This window comes from Pseudomonas sp. SA233 (genome assembly GCF_054792385.1).
The window spans coordinates 2,564,617-2,579,000 of sequence record NZ_CP096449.1 but is presented as its reverse complement, the minus strand read 5'-3'; the positions used below and the strand labels follow the sequence as shown (position 1 = coordinate 2,579,000).

Sequence of the window (14,384 nt, the reverse complement as noted above, 5' to 3'; positions counted from 1 at the left end):
AACGGACTTCCTTTTCAATCCAACACGCTGAATCCAAGTAGATTATCCAAGCGCTTGATATCGCCTTCCAATTGGATCCTCAGTAGGCGTATCAGCTCCTTTGCTTCCAAAGACAGCCTTGAGTCTTTCCGAAAAATCAACTTTGACGTAAAACGCACTTCTTTATCAAGCAACCTTGCTTCTAGTTTGTCAGGCAGGTAGCTAGACGCCACAATAGGATGCGCCAAGCCGACGCCAACGCCTTGAGCCACCAGCTCACAAACCGTCAGGGCATAGGGGGTTTGTACGGCAATATCAAGTTGCTTTGCCGCAGCGCCCATATGTGCTTCAAGCTCTAGGCGCGTGTGATCCTCAGCGTTCATGGCCACGAATGGGTACTTTAGCAAATCAGATGTCGTTAGCTCCTTAACGTGTCCACCTATAAGGCCAGGTGGTGAAACAATTAATCCTCTAGCACTGCAGAAGTTGTACTGCTCACAATCTTTCGTTTCGATTTCGTTTGCTATAATGCCGAAGTCAATCTCACCAGAGTGTACCCGTTGGTAAGCGCTGGCTGAGCTGCATACCTCAAAGAACACCGGCACATCAAACTTCTGACGAAAGCGTGCAATGGCCATTGGAGCCAAGAAATTTCCATACGCGGGATGCACAGCAAGACGCAGACTCGACTTTACACTGCTTTTCAGCGACCGAAGTTTGTGATCAATCATCGCCAAGCCGTTGAAGAAAGTCTCAACCTCCTCCATTAAGGCATGTGCTTCGCGGGTAGGAACCAAACGCCCGCGATTACGCTCAAACAACACAACATCGTACTTGCTTTCAAGCTTCTTTATTTGCTGACTTACAGCCGGCTGGGTAATCTCCAGCATTTTCGAGGCCATGCTTGTACTTCCGGCAAGCATTACGGCACGAAAAACCTCAAGCTCCCGATACATGTTGATTTTCATCGCTTATTCCTTTAAGAGGCGATTACATTAAACGCTGAATGCATGACAGTGCTGGCGACTCTATAATGGAAAAACATATTAAACTCAAGCAGCTATCAATTTTTCAGCGGCATGGCTAATTTTAGGTGAAAAGCAGTTACTGGGGTTAGTGAAATATTTTCGTGCTGATCAATTTTCGGTTCCCTAAGCACATAAAAACTTAGTTCGATTGCTAATCAAACGTGGTGGAGTACCTCAAGTGAACGGTGGATATTGATCAGGCGTCGGGCATACGGAAGGTTACACACCCAGTTGACGTGAATCGGTCCTTTTCATTATCCAGCCCCGGAGTGTGCCGGACATCAACACCGGACAGATGACTTATCGGGTATCGCTCGCTACCCTGAAATCCCGTCGCCTGACGGTTCCCGGGTCAAATCCCGTTTCACCCAGACGAGCATGTCATGAAATCCCCCACAGGTTTGCTGCTGTCGGCTATCGAACTGGACCGTGCCAGTGCCATACCTCTGTACCGTCAGCTGTATCTGCAGATTCGCAAACAGATACTCAACGGCAGAATTCAGGGGGGCGTGCGCCTGCCGTCGACCCGGACCTTGAGCATCGAGTTGGGGCTGTCGCGGATCACCATCCTCAATGCTTTCGATCAGTTGATTGCCGAAGGTTTCCTGGCCTCGCGCACGGGTGCAGGTACGTATGTCGGTACTGAGTGGGAAAACCGGAGTATCGAGGACGAAGCACCGCGCCAGCCACCGCGCCTGTCCGAACTGAGCCAGTCGATGCTGTCGCTGCGCAGCGATCATTTTCGCGGGGTGTCCTATGCCGACTGGGATCCGGCGACGCCGACCTCCTTCCTGCCCAGTCACAGCACCTATGAAGGATTTCCACAAGCAATCTGGCGGCGCCTGATGAACCGTCATTTGCTAAAGCCAACCAAGGCGATCCTGGGTTATGGCGAGTTGCAAGGCTTGCAGGCGTTTCGCACAGCGATTGCCGAGTATGTCTTCGATGCGCGAGGTATCGACTGCAATGCCGGGCAGGTAGTGATCGTTTCCGGCGCGCAGCAAGCATTCAACCTGCTGGGCATGCTGCTGCTCAATCCGCAGGACAGTGTCTGGATGGAAGACCCTGGGCACATCGCCGCGCGAATTGCGTTGCAAGCCCAGGGGGCCCGGATCATTCCGTTGCGTATTGATGAACAGGGGATCGATGTCCAGCAAGGCCTTGCCGAGTGCCCTGATGCGCGCCTGGTATTCTGTACGCCTTCGCGTCAGCATCCTTTGGGTGTCACCCTGAGTTATGTGCGGCGCCAGGCACTCATCGACTGGGCTGCGAAGCATCAGAGCTGGATCATCGAGGACGATTGCGACAGCGAGTTTCGCTACAGTGGTCGACTTCTTCCGGCACTGTATGCCATGGACCAGATGGCCAGAGTGATCTACGTCGGCACGTTCAGCAAAGTGCTCTTCCCGTCACTGAGATTAGGCTACGTGATTCTGCCGCAGGCGCTGGTCGAGCCCTTCTGCACCCTGCGCGCGGTCATGGATCGCAGCCCGCCCACACTGCTTCAGGCCACAACGGCCGACTTCATGAGCGAAGGCCACTTCCTGGGGCACATCCGCCGCATGCGTGCACTGTACAAGGCGCGCCAGCAGGCGTTGATCGAACAACTTGAAAAGCAGATCGGCAGCTTTTTCAGGATCACTCCGACGGATGCTGGCATGCACCTGATCGCCTGGCTGCCCCCCGAACTCAGTGACACTGAAATCGCCCGGCAACTGGCCCGACAAAACATCCACACCTACGCCTTGAGCGACTACCGCATCAAGCGTGACCTGCCGCCTGCCCTGTTGATCGGTTTTGCCGGCACGCCTGAAAAGCAGGCCCGGGAGCGTGTCGAGGAGCTGGCCCAGGCTTTGCGCACGCTGGGTTATCTTCCGCCGACCACTTGATGCGTGGAAAGTGGCCTTATCAATTTATTGATAATGGATCTATCGAGAGTTCCTGGCTGGCGCGATAAAGGCTGCGCCGGTAGACCGGTGCCTGAACCAGGAACAACTCTAATGAACAACAAGATCCAGGAACGATTCAACGCCTTGCTGAGCCACAAGGTGGTGGAACACGTGGCTGCTCCAGTGCTGACAGAGGCACTGGCCCAGCGGCTGCTTGAGCGTCTCGGGCAATTGCGCCTGTTTGCCCACGCCTACCCGCTACTGACCAACCTCACCCACGGTCGTGTCACACCCGCGGACATGCTGGACTTCGCCTATCGCCACGAGCTGCAAGGCCTGAGCCTGCATTTGCTCGACGGCGAGGAAAACAGCCTGAGCCAGATGTCGCCAGAGCAGCTCCAGGCGTTTGCCAGCAAGGCCAAGGCGCTGGGGCTGGATGTGCACCTGGAAATCAGCAGCACGCTGAAAAAGGATGTCGACCAGGTGATCGCCATCGCCAAGCAACTGGGGGTGCGCAACATCCGTGTCTACTCACGTTACGAGGGTCCGCTGTCGCGGGTCATGGACGTGATCGAGACCGACCTGCACTACCTCGCACAACAGGCCGATGCCAACGATCTGTACTTTGACTTCGAGCAGCATGAAGAACTCAAGAGCAGCGAAATCGCGCAGCTGATCAACCGTGTCAACCACCCTCGCCTGCATGCCCTGTTCGACTTCGGCAACATGATCAATGCCTGCGAACAGCCCCTGCAGGCCCTGCACAACCTGGCGCCGCACATCCGCCAGGCTCACCTCAAGGGCGTACGCATCGTCCCCGAACAAAACGGCTTCGGCCATTACGGCGTGTTGCAAGGCAGCGACGAAGACGATCTGCCCAGCGCCCGCATGCTGTTCGAACTGTTGATGCTGGGCGAAGCAACCCCGCAAGTGATCGCGTTCATTCTCGAGCAGGAAAATCACTACGTGGCCCCGGCCTTCCGCCAGAGCCTCGAAGCAGCCGATCCATTCATTGCTTACCGGGAGATGAGCGAAACGCCGCTCCCGAAAGGCTACTCGCTCGAGCGCATGCTGGCCGACGAACACCGCTGGGCGAACAATCAGGTGGCCTATGTCCGAGGTTTGCTGGGCGAACTGCGCACCTTGGCTGAACTGACCCTGGCCGCTCCTTCCAACGCCTGAACCTGACGACCCGATTACGCCCGGAGAACAATAATGACAACTCAAAACAAGGCCAAATGGCTCAGATTCCTGATTCTCATCCTTGGTGGCGGCACCATTTACAAGCTGGCGAATCTCAAGGACGCCTTCTATGTCCCCATGCAGGAATTCATGGGCCTGAGCCACACTGAAATCGGCATGCTGTTGAGTGCCAACGCGATCATCGCGACTGCACTGTTCGTGGTTGGTGGCCTGCTCGCCGATCGCTACGACACGCGCAAACTGATCCCCCTCGGCCTGATCGGGACCGGGAGCCTGGGGTTGTACCTGGCGACCTTTCCGCCCTTCAGCAGTTTGCTGATCGTGTTCAGTCTGTTGGCCGTCTGTGCCGACTGCCTGTTCTGGCCATCGCTGCTCAAGGCCATCCGCAATCTGGGTGACGATCAGGAGCAAGGCCGGTTGTTCGGCCTGCTGGAAGGCGGGCGCGGCGTGGTTGATACGCTGGTGGCCTTTTCCGCACTGGGCGTGTTCGTCGCCATGGGCTCGGGGGAAGCCGGCCTGAAATCGGCGATCCTGTTCTACTCGGTCATCGACATTCTGGCTGGCACCCTGACCTGGGTCCTGCTCAAGGGCGGTAATGCGCAATCGGCCACCAAGCCGAAAAACGGTCTGGCAAACCTGATGGAGGCTATCAAGGTACCCGGTATCTGGTTGGTCAGCCTCAATGTGTTCATGGTCTACATCGTCTACTGCGGCCTGACCTATTTCATCCCCTACCTCAAGGAAATGTACGGGTTGCCAGTAGCATTGGTAGGCGCCTACGGCATCATCAATCAATACTTCCTGAAAATCCTCGGCGGGCCTGCCGGCGGTTTCATTGCCGACAAGCAGTTCAAGAGCACCAGCCGTTATCTGAAGTGGGCATTTCTGGCGCTATTGCCGCTGATGGCCGTGATCATGCTGATTCCTAAAAGCCCGGGCTTCATCTATGCGGGGATGGCGGCCACCCTATCCTTCGCCCTGATTGTTTTCTCGATGCGCGGCGTGTTCTGGGCACCCATGGGCGAAGTCGGCATTCCCCAGCACATCACCGGCTCGGCCTTCGGCATCGGTTGCCTGATCGGCTATGCCCCCGGCATGTTTGCCTACGTCATCTATGGCGCGATCCTCGACCACTTCCCTGGTCAACAGGGCTACAACTATGTGTTCATTCTGATGAGCGTGCTGGCCATTGCAGGCTTCATGGTGTCCAGCCTTCTCTATCAAGCGGTACGCAAAAAATCCGTGCTCTCTGGCGGGGCCGACGCGGTACAAGCCTGATCGTCGCCAGGGTTCGTCCATCATGCCGAGCCCTCCTCCGCCCACAACGCCGGTGTTCGCGGCTAAAACCCCACAGGTACAGCGTTGCTCTCGAGGTTGTCGCTGTACCTGTAGGAGCGGCCTTGTGTCGCGAAAGGGCCGCATCGCGGCCCCAGGACTGATGCGCAACAGTTGAAATTGCCGGGGCCGCTGCGCGCCCCATCGCGACACAAGGCCGCTCCTACATAGGCCCTGCTGATTCAATGAGTAAGGATGTGGAGCGTCTTCAGGCCTGAAGTGTCGGCCAGTCGGGCCCGCTGACGCAGCAATGATATGCTCGCATCGCCAGGAGATGTTTCTTGAGGCAGGTGGCGACCCTGAAAAACTGCAAGTCATGACTCAACACTTTCGCCCATGGCTGGAAGAGCGGCTCGGTGACGGTCGGTATTACGGTTTCAAGCTCCTGGATGGCGACCAACCGGTTGCAGCCATTGGCCTGATGAGCATTGACTGGCCTCCCCATCCATCGCACCCAACCCTGGACAAACGTGGGTACGTGCTGAATGTGTTCGTCCAGCCGGCCTACCGCCGCCGCGGCCTGGCTTCGGCCTTGATGCAGGCTGCTGACGCCGAGTTCGCTCGCCGAGGCATCACCTTCGCTGTCCTGCATGCCACCGAGACGGGTAAACCGGTCTATGAGCAGACCGGCTGGACTGGAACGTCGGAAATGGCCAAATCCATTGATTGATAGTGACCGCTTTCGATCTGCAAGCGACGTCCAGAGTATTCTGCGTCGGTGACTGCGTCATAACCTGACACTCGGAACGAAACGCACTACTCCTTGCTTGCGCGGCCGGAGTGTCGCCTCGCCATGGACTCGCTCCAATTCGGAGCAAAAGCTGCAGCTCGGTGCATAGCGCGCCTTTTTTTGAGGCGTGCCTGCCCCCCCCTCCCGACGTTCCCGCACGGCTGCATGCGGCGCAGTCATCGAATTCAGCAATAAAACCCAAGAGTTTCAAGGCGTTACCGCCAGCCTGTTGCCACTCCAGAGCTGTGCCTGGCTTTCGGCACCTTCATTGCAATGGCCTCTTGCGTGCACAACGCACAGCAATTGATCGGATTCGAGGCTCACCGCAGACAAAACACCCACCGACCCGCAAGGCCGCACCCTGAAACACGTAGATGAACCGCAATGAAGCTGCCGGCAACGGTGGCAAGGAGTGGGTATGTCCCGGGCATTTTTCAATGAAATGTATGATACGAACGGAAGTTGCCGCCCGCATTACCAGGAGTTCGCCCGCTGGTTGGCAAACACCCCGCTGGAGTTGCTGGAGCAACGCCGACGCGAAGCTGACCTGCTGTTTCACCGCGCCGGTATCACCTTCACCTTGTACGGTGACAAAGAGGATACCGAGCGCCTGATCCCCTTTGACATCATCCCGCGCAGCATTCGCGCCAGCGAATGGCGCATGGTCGAGCGCGGCTGTATCCAGCGGGTTCAGGCGTTGAACCTGTTCCTGCAGGACATCTACCACGACCAGCGCATCCTCAAGGCCGGCATCATCCCGCCGGAACAAGTGCTGGCCAACGAAGGCTACCAGATCGCCATGCAGGGCCTGGGCCTGCACCGCGGGCTCTATGCCCATATCGCTGGCGTCGACCTGGTCCGTGACGGGGATGGCAGCTACTTCGTGCTGGAGGACAACCTGCGCACCCCCAGCGGGGTCAGCTACATGCTCGAAGACCGCAAGATGATGATGCGGCTGTTCCCCGAGCTGTTCGCCGCACAGCGTATCGCTCCCATCGACCACTACCCCAACCTGCTGCTGGACACGCTCAAGAGCGCAAGCCCACTGGACAACCCCACTGCCGTGTTGCTCACCCCTGGCCGCTTCAACAGTGCCTATTTCGAGCACGCCTTCCTGGCCCGGGAAATGGGCATCGAACTGGTCGAGGGTGCGGACCTGTTCATCCGTGACGAGCACGTCTACATGCGTACTACCGCTGGTCCAAAACAGGTGGATGTGATCTATCGCCGCCTGGACGACGACTACCTCGACCCGCTGTCGTTCAACCCTGACTCGATGCTGGGCGTGCCGGGGCTGATTTCGGTGTACCGCGCTGGCAACGTGGTGCTGGCCAATGCGGTAGGCACCGGGGTGGCAGACGACAAGTCGATCTACCCCTATGTCGACGACATGATCCGCTTCTATCTGAGCGAAGAGCCGGTCCTGAACAACGTCCCGACCTGGCAGTGCCGCAGGCCTGCAGAGCTTTCCCATGTCCTGGCCCACCTGCCCGAGCTGGTGGTCAAGGAAACCCAGGGCTCCGGTGGCTACGGCATGTTGGTCGGGCCTGCGGCGACCAGCGCACAGATCGAGGACTTCCGCGCCCGCATCAAGGCCCGCCCGCACGCCTACATCGCTCAACCTACCCTGTGCCTTTCCACATGCCCGACCTTCGTCGACAGCGGCATCGCGCCGCGCCACATCGACCTGCGCCCGTTCGTGCTGTCCGGCAGTGAAACCCGACTGGTGCCAGGCGGCCTTACCCGCGTGGCCCTTCAGGAAGGTTCGCTGGTGGTCAACTCGTCGCAAGGCGGCGGTACCAAGGACACCTGGGTGGTGGAGGACTGAACCATGCTTTCGAGAACTGCTTCCGACCTTTACTGGATGTCGCGCTACCTGGAGCGTGCAGAGAACCTTGCGCGCATGCTCGAGGTCAGTTATTCGCTGTCGCTGATGCCCCAGGCTGGCCGCAGCGACGGCCATGCCGAGCTGGCCATGTCACTGCTGGCATCCGGAACGCTGGACGACTACCGCCGCCGGCACACCGAGCTGGACACCGAGCGCATGCTGCACTTCTTCGCCCTGGATGCGACCAACCCCGGCAGCATCTATTGCTGCCTGCAGGCGGCCAGGACCAATGCCCACGCAGTGCGTGGCCGCATCACTGCCGACATGTGGGAGAACATCAACGCTACCTGGATCGAGATGCGCAACATTGCCAGCAATGGCCTCGGCCGTTATGGCATCAGCCAGTTCTGCGACTGGGTCAAGGAACGCTCGCACCTGTTCCGCGGTGCTACTTCAGGCACCATCATGCGCAACGACGCTTACAGCTTCATCCGCCTGGGGACCTTCCTGGAGCGGGCTGACAACACCCTGCGCCTGCTCGATGCACGCTATGAAATGTTCGGGGAGGCCTCCGAGGAAGTCAGCGATGATTCTGCCCGCGGCTATTACCAATGGAGCGCCTTGCTGCGCGCGCTGACCTCCTACGAAGCCTTCAACGAACTGTATCGTGCCGCACCCAGTGCACGACCGGTGTCCGAGCTGCTATTGCTGCGGGTCGATGTGCCCCGCTCGCTGCATGCCTGCATCGAGGAGCTGGACCAGATCCTTGCCAGCCTGCCGGGCAGCACCGGGCGCGCCGCCCAGCGCATGGCCGCCGAACTCAATGCTCGCCTGCGCTATACCGCGATCGACGAAATACTCGAAGCAGGGTTGCACCCGTGGTTGAGCGACTTCATCGGGCGCATCAATCAACTGGGCCAGGCGGTCCACCACTCCTATCTGGAGGTCGTATGAAACTGTCCATTCGCCACGACACTACCTACAGCTATGCAAGCGATGTGTGCAACAGCATCCAGTTCCTGCGCCTGACGCCACGCAGCAGCGAGCGCCAGCGCATCACTGAATGGCAACTCGACCTGCCCTGCAAGGTCAACGGCCAGATCGACCCGTATGGCAACATCCTGCATGTATTGACCCTGGACAAACCCCATGGCCACCTGGCACTGACCGCCAGCGGCCAGGTAGAAATCGACCCGGATCGCGAGCAAGAGGCCGGCGAACATTCACCCCTGCCCTTCCTGCGCGGCAGCCACCTGACCCAGGCCGATGACACACTCAAGGCCTTCGCCAGCCGACATTGTGGCAAGCACCGTGACCGGGCAGCGCTGATCGGGCTGATGCAAGGCCTGGCCGAGCACATGCCATACAGCCCCGGTGCCACATCGGTGGGCACTACTGCCATCGAAGCGTTCAGCGGCGCTGCCGGGGTGTGCCAGGACCATACCCATGCGTTTCTCGCCTGCGCGCGCAGCCTGGGTATTCCGGCACGCTATGTGTCCGGTTACCTATGTACCGAAGACGAGCAGCACCTGGCCAGCCATGCCTGGGCGGAAGCCTGGGTCGATGACGCCTGGTACAGCTTCGACATCACCAACCGCCTGACCCGGCCAGAACGCCACCTGAAGCTGGCAGTGGGCCTGGACTACCTCGATGCCTGCCCGGTCAGGGGCGTGCGCCGCGGGGGCGGCGCCGAATCGATGCAGGCCAGCGTACACGTGCACCGCCAATGACAGGTGCGGCATCCGTTCATGAAAAAAACAAGGGAAACAGCATGACCTATTGTGTCGCCATGCACCTGGCGGACGGGCTTGTCTTCATCAGCGACTCACGCACCAATGCGGGCATCGACCAGATCGCCAGCTTTGCCAAGCTGTTCGTGTTCGGCGTGCCGGGGGAGCGCCTGATCGTCCTGCAGACCGCTGGCAACCTGGCGACCTCGCAATCGGTGGTGAACCTGCTCCAGCAACGTACGAAGGGCCCCGGCCCCCACCTGTTGAACGTTGCGACGCTCTACGATGCAACGGTACTGGTCGCCGACACCTTGCGCGAGGTGGTCAGCCGTGATCGCAGCAAGCTGTCGGCCGGAATCGACCTGAGCAGTTCGTTCATCGTCGGCGGCCAGATTGCCGGCGGCCCCATGGGCATATACAACGTCTATGCGCAGGGCAATTTCTTCCAGGCCACGCCGGACACCCCGTTCCTGCAACTGGGCGAAAGCAAGTACGGGCGGCCGATTCTCGACCGCAACCTCGGCTACCATATGCCACTCGATGAAGCGTTGCGCTGCGGCCTGATTTCGTTCGACTCGACCATTCGCAGCAACTTGTCGGTGGGCATGCCGTTGGACCTGCTGGTGTATCAGAAGGACAGCCTGGAAACACCGAAACGCCAGCGTATCGCCAGCGACGATGTGTACTACGAGCAGATACGCAGGCAGTGGAGCGACGGGCTCAAAAGACTGTTGGCCGAACTGCCAGCGCCGCCGTACTGATAGGCAGGGCCACTGTGGAAGCGGGCATGCCCGTTCCCACAGTGGCCTTGGCCCTACTCCAGCGGAATAGTCAGGCGATCGATGACGGCGCGGGTTTCTGGCCGTACCCCGCGCCACCAGGCGAAAGCCTCCGCCGCCTGCTCGACCAACATGCCGACACCGTCGGCCAGGCGCACCACCCCCTGCGCCTGGGCCATGCGCAGGAACGGCGTAAGGCCTTTGCCATACGCCAGCTCGTAAGCCAGCTGCGTCGCGCCCAGCACGCCTTCAGGCAGTGGCGGCAGCTCGCCGGTGAGGCTGGCAGAGGTGGCGTTGACCACGATGTCGAAGGACTGTCCCTCCAGCTCCTCATAACGGCTGATGCGCAGCCTTGGATGATCCAGTTCGTTGCGCAGGGCGAGCGCCTTGGCCATGTCACGGTTGGCAAGCACCAGCTCGCTCGGCCCCGCCTGCAGGAACGGCAGCAATGCACCGCGTACCGCGCCACCGGCGCCGAGCAACAGTACCCGTCGATTGGCCAGCGGCTCACCGAGGTTTTCCTCGATATCCCGCAGCAAGCCGATGCCGTCGAAGTTTTCGGCAAAGATACGGCCATCCTCGAACTTCAACGCATTGGCCGCCCGCGCCAACTGTGCGCGCTCGCTGCGCTGGTCGGCCAGCTCGAAGGCTCGCAGCTTGAACGGCGCGGTGATGTTCATGCCCAACCCGCCATCACTGCGAAACTGCAGTACCTGAGCCTCGAAGCCCTCGAGCTCGCCCTCCAGCGCGCCATACTCCAGGCACTGGCCGGCAACCTGGGCGAACAGGCCATGAATCAACGGGGACTTGGTGTGGTTGATCGGCCGGCCGATCACTGCATAGCGGTCGCTCATCGTGCATCTCCGTGGGTGAACAGCACACCGTCTGCCTGCATGGCGGTGATTTCTTCAGGGGTGAAACCTAGGCCGGCGGCCACTTCGGCATTGTGCTGACCGAGGTCCGGGGCCACCTGGTGGATCGTGGTGTCGCAGTCGGAAAAGCGGAACGGCAGGTTGGGCAGGCGCAAGGTACCGTAGCGCGGGTGCTGCTGCTCGATGACCATGTTGCGCGCCTTAATCTGCGGGTCGGCCACCACCTCGTCGATGCGCTGCACCTTGGCGCTGGGGATGTCGATGTCATCGAGCAACTGCAGGATATCCGCCACCTGGCGCGCGCCGACCCAGTCGCGAACCACGGCCAGAATCGCCTGGCGATGGGCGTTGCGGCCATTGAGGCTGTGGTAGCGGCTGTCGCTGCCGAACCCGGCCGGGCCACCGTTGGCTTCCAGCATTGCGGCAAAGCGCTGCCAGGCATCGTCGACCTGGGCGGCGATTACCAGGTCGCCATCGGCCGCGCGAAACACGCCGTACAGGGTGGAGGTGGGCATGTCATGGCCGGTCTGCTCGGGCAGGACGGTGCCATCGGACAAGGTGTAGCACTGCACCGCATATTCATGCATCGACACCAGCGTGTCGTACAGGGCCATGTCGATGTGCTGGCCGCGACCACTGTTCACCCGGCCCAGCAATGCCGCATTGATCGCCGCCACGGCATGAATGCCGGTGTACATGTCGCCAAGGGAAATGCGCAGCAACGGCGGCGCTTCGCCCGGCACGCCGACCATCTGCATGATCCCGCTCTTGGCCTCGGCGATCAGCCCGAAACCGGCGCGGTGGGCATCCGGCCCGGTATGGCCATAGGCGGAGATGGAGCAGTACACCAGACGCGGGTTGCGCGCCGACAGCTCGGCATAGCCCAGGCCCAGTTTGTCCAGGGCGCCGGGGCGATAGTTTTCGATGAACACATCGGCCGAGTCGGTCAGGCGCTGCATGAACGCTTTGCCACGCGGGTCCTTCATGTTCACGCTGACGCCCTGCTTGCCCATGTTCAGCTGCAGGAAGTAACCGCTCTGCTGCTCATCAAGGGTAAATGCATGCTGGCGCCCGGCATCGCCGCTGCCCGGCCGTTCGACCTTGATCACCTCGGCGCCGAGTGCTGCCAGGCAGCGGCCCACATAGGGCCCGGCGAGGAAGTGGCTGTAGTCGATGACGCGGATACCTGCCAATGGCAATGCCTGGCTCATGCCTGCACCCTCCGGGGCACCATCAGCCGGTGCTCGCCACGCTGCACGACTTCGCCGTGCTGGTTGATCAGCTCCGACGGCAAGACCACGATACCCCAGCCCGGTCGGCTGTTGCTCGGGCGCATCGCCCCCACGCGCATGCGCACGTGCAGCACATCGTCGACCTTGATTGGCAGCACGAAGTCCCAGGTCCAGCCCAGCGACATGCCCGGCACAAAGCGGTATTCGCACTGGGTCTTCAGGCCGTCGGCGATCGACAGGCCGAACAGGCCGTGGGCAACCAGGCAACCGAAATGACTGGCGTTGGCGTAGGCCTCGTCGACATGCACCGGGGTGTGGTCGCCGGTGAGGTCTGCGTAGGCCAGGATACGTTCGCGGGTCACCGTGTAGGTGGGGCTGATGCATTCATCGCCTTCGCGGGCATCGTCCCAGTATCTTTCCACTACGCTCATGCCACCACCTCTGCACGTGGGTCGATGGCCAGTGCCTGGGCTACGCATTTCGCCGGCGATGCCTGAATGAACTCGACCGCAAGGCCGTCAGGCAGGCGCAGCCAGTTGCGGCCCTGGGGCATTTCGCTGACGCCGAAACGCTGTGCGGCGGCCAGGGTAGCTTCGAGGTCCTCGCACATGATGCCCAGGTGCGCCATGCGCCCTTCCGGGCCGGCAAAGTCCGGTTGGTGGATGAACTGCAGGCCACCAAGGGTCCAGTACTGTGCAGGCTGCTCGACGTCACCCTGTATTTCACGCATGGTCATACCACACACCTCGCTGAAAAAGCGGATGTGCCACTGGATGTCGCGCACCCAGAACGCAACGTGTTCAAGGTACGCTTTCGGCTGGCTCATGGATTACTCCCCTTCTGCTGATCGGCCATGGCGCGTTCGATGCCCTTGATGCAGGCCACCAGGGTCGCGTTGACCGGCGTGGCCACGCCATGGCGCTGGCCCCAGCGCACGACGGAGCCATTGATGAAATCGATCTCGGTGACCGAACCCTTTTCCAGGCTCTGCAGCATCGAGGTACGGAAGCTTGCCGGCAGGCCTTCGGCGGCCAGCCGCCATGCAGAATCCGGGCTGGTGAGGCTCAGGCGGATGCCTGCTCGTTCAGCGACGGCAATGGCTTCAGCCACCGCTGCCTTGGCGGTGCTTTCCAGCAGCGGCTCGCTGTACAACTGGCCATAACCGAGCCTGGTGATGCCGCTGAGCGCGCCTGTCGCGACGTTGACCAGCAGCTTGTCCCACATGGTGCCGAGTATGTTGTCACTGACCGTGGTGGCGAGCCCGGCGCCATTGAAGACCTCGGCGATGGCCTGCACACGCAGCGTCCTCTGGCCGTCGAGCTCGCCGATGAAAGTCTGCTTGCCCGCAACACCGGCACGGATCGAACCCGGCGCCAGCAGCACGCCACCGACGTAGGTCTTGCCAGCCAGCACCCGCTCACGGCCCACGGCCTCGGCCAGGATGTCTTCATGGCCAAGACCGTTCTGCAGTGACAGCACCAGCGTCTGCGGCCCGATCAACGCCTTGGCCCCCGCAATCGCATCGCCGGTGTGGAATGACTTGACCAGCACCACCACCAGGTCGGCCACGCCCACGGTTGCCGCGTCGCAGGCTGCCTTAACCCGGACCTGCCGCTCGCCGCGGTCGTCCTGCACCCGCAGCCCGTGCAGGTTCATCGCCTCGACATGTGCATGGCCACGGTTCAACAGCCAGGTTTCGTGCCCCGCTTCGCTCAAGGCCGCACCAATGGCACAACCCAAGGCGCCGGCGCCCAGAATGCAGATTTTCAAATCGCTGAC

Annotated in this window: 14 protein-coding genes; 8 read left to right on the top strand and 6 right to left on the bottom strand. The window is 60.6% G+C overall.

The features are described 5' to 3' along the window. Positions 1-14: 14 nt before the first annotated feature. Positions 15-947 (bottom strand): LysR family transcriptional regulator, encoded by a 933-nt coding sequence (locus M1D87_RS12030; protein WP_023662742.1) that lies wholly within the window; start codon positions 945-947, stop codon positions 15-17. A gap of 443 nt (positions 948-1,390) precedes the next feature. Here M1D87_RS12030 and pdxR point away from each other — a divergent pair, with 443 nt between their 5' ends. The 8 genes from pdxR (at position 1,391) to M1D87_RS11990 (ending at position 10,483) form a co-directional block, all read left to right on the top strand. Continuing rightward, positions 1,391-2,896, top strand: a complete 1,506-nt coding sequence (gene pdxR / locus M1D87_RS12025; protein ID WP_421091544.1) for a MocR-like pyridoxine biosynthesis transcription factor PdxR — start codon at positions 1,391-1,393, stop codon at positions 2,894-2,896. Positions 2,897-3,007: 111 nt separating this feature from the next. Further along, complete coding sequence (locus M1D87_RS12020) at positions 3,008-4,078, top strand: sugar phosphate isomerase/epimerase family protein (RefSeq protein ID WP_123084338.1); 1,071 nt, start codon at positions 3,008-3,010, stop codon at positions 4,076-4,078. Between the two features lie 33 nt (positions 4,079-4,111). After that, positions 4,112-5,377, top strand: a complete 1,266-nt coding sequence (locus tag M1D87_RS12015; RefSeq protein WP_023660577.1) for an MFS transporter — start codon at positions 4,112-4,114, stop codon at positions 5,375-5,377. Positions 5,378-5,648: 271 nt separating this feature from the next. After that, entirely contained in the window at positions 5,649-6,104 is a 456-nt protein-coding gene (locus M1D87_RS12010) for a GNAT family N-acetyltransferase (RefSeq protein WP_232880962.1), read from the top strand. Between the two features lie 478 nt (positions 6,105-6,582). After that, positions 6,583-7,992, top strand: coding sequence for a circularly permuted type 2 ATP-grasp protein (locus M1D87_RS12005; RefSeq protein WP_015270106.1), 1,410 nt, complete (start codon positions 6,583-6,585; stop codon positions 7,990-7,992). A gap of 3 nt (positions 7,993-7,995) precedes the next feature. Next, positions 7,996-8,946: an alpha-E domain-containing protein gene (locus M1D87_RS12000; RefSeq protein ID WP_015270105.1), complete on the top strand. Its 951-nt coding sequence runs from the start codon at positions 7,996-7,998 to the stop codon at positions 8,944-8,946. Next, positions 8,943-9,722 carry a transglutaminase family protein gene (locus tag M1D87_RS11995; protein ID WP_023660575.1) on the top strand — a complete coding sequence of 260 codons (780 nt, stop codon included), beginning with the start codon at positions 8,943-8,945 and terminating at the stop codon, positions 9,720-9,722. Before M1D87_RS12000 ends, M1D87_RS11995 begins: the two co-directional genes overlap by 4 nt. A 41-nt stretch (positions 9,723-9,763) precedes the next feature. Then, on the top strand, positions 9,764-10,483 hold the full coding sequence (locus M1D87_RS11990; RefSeq protein ID WP_015270103.1) for a proteasome-type protease: 720 nt from the start codon (positions 9,764-9,766) through the stop codon (positions 10,481-10,483). Positions 10,484-10,536: 53 nt separating this feature from the next. On the opposite strand, the gene aroE is transcribed toward M1D87_RS11990, so the two are convergent. From aroE to M1D87_RS11965, 5 genes are read right to left on the bottom strand one after another with little or no spacing between them, the layout of a single operon-like run. Then, a complete protein-coding gene (gene aroE / locus M1D87_RS11985) occupies positions 10,537-11,355 on the bottom strand; it encodes a shikimate dehydrogenase (RefSeq protein ID WP_054573807.1) in 819 nt (272 codons plus the stop codon). Further along, positions 11,352-12,584, bottom strand: coding sequence for a CaiB/BaiF CoA transferase family protein (locus M1D87_RS11980; protein WP_123084347.1), 1,233 nt, complete (start codon positions 12,582-12,584; stop codon positions 11,352-11,354). Before M1D87_RS11980 ends, aroE begins: the two co-directional genes overlap by 4 nt. After that, positions 12,581-13,036, bottom strand: coding sequence for a MaoC family dehydratase (locus tag M1D87_RS11975; RefSeq protein WP_003256790.1), 456 nt, complete (start codon positions 13,034-13,036; stop codon positions 12,581-12,583). The genes M1D87_RS11980 and M1D87_RS11975 overlap by 4 nt, the downstream gene beginning before the upstream one ends. Then, complete coding sequence (locus M1D87_RS11970; protein WP_015270100.1) at positions 13,033-13,431, bottom strand: VOC family protein; 399 nt, start codon at positions 13,429-13,431, stop codon at positions 13,033-13,035. The genes M1D87_RS11975 and M1D87_RS11970 overlap by 4 nt, the downstream gene beginning before the upstream one ends. Continuing rightward, positions 13,428-14,375: a ketopantoate reductase family protein gene (locus M1D87_RS11965; RefSeq protein WP_123084348.1), complete on the bottom strand. Its 948-nt coding sequence runs from the start codon at positions 14,373-14,375 to the stop codon at positions 13,428-13,430. Before M1D87_RS11965 ends, M1D87_RS11970 begins: the two co-directional genes overlap by 4 nt. Positions 14,376-14,384: the final 9 nt, after the last annotated feature.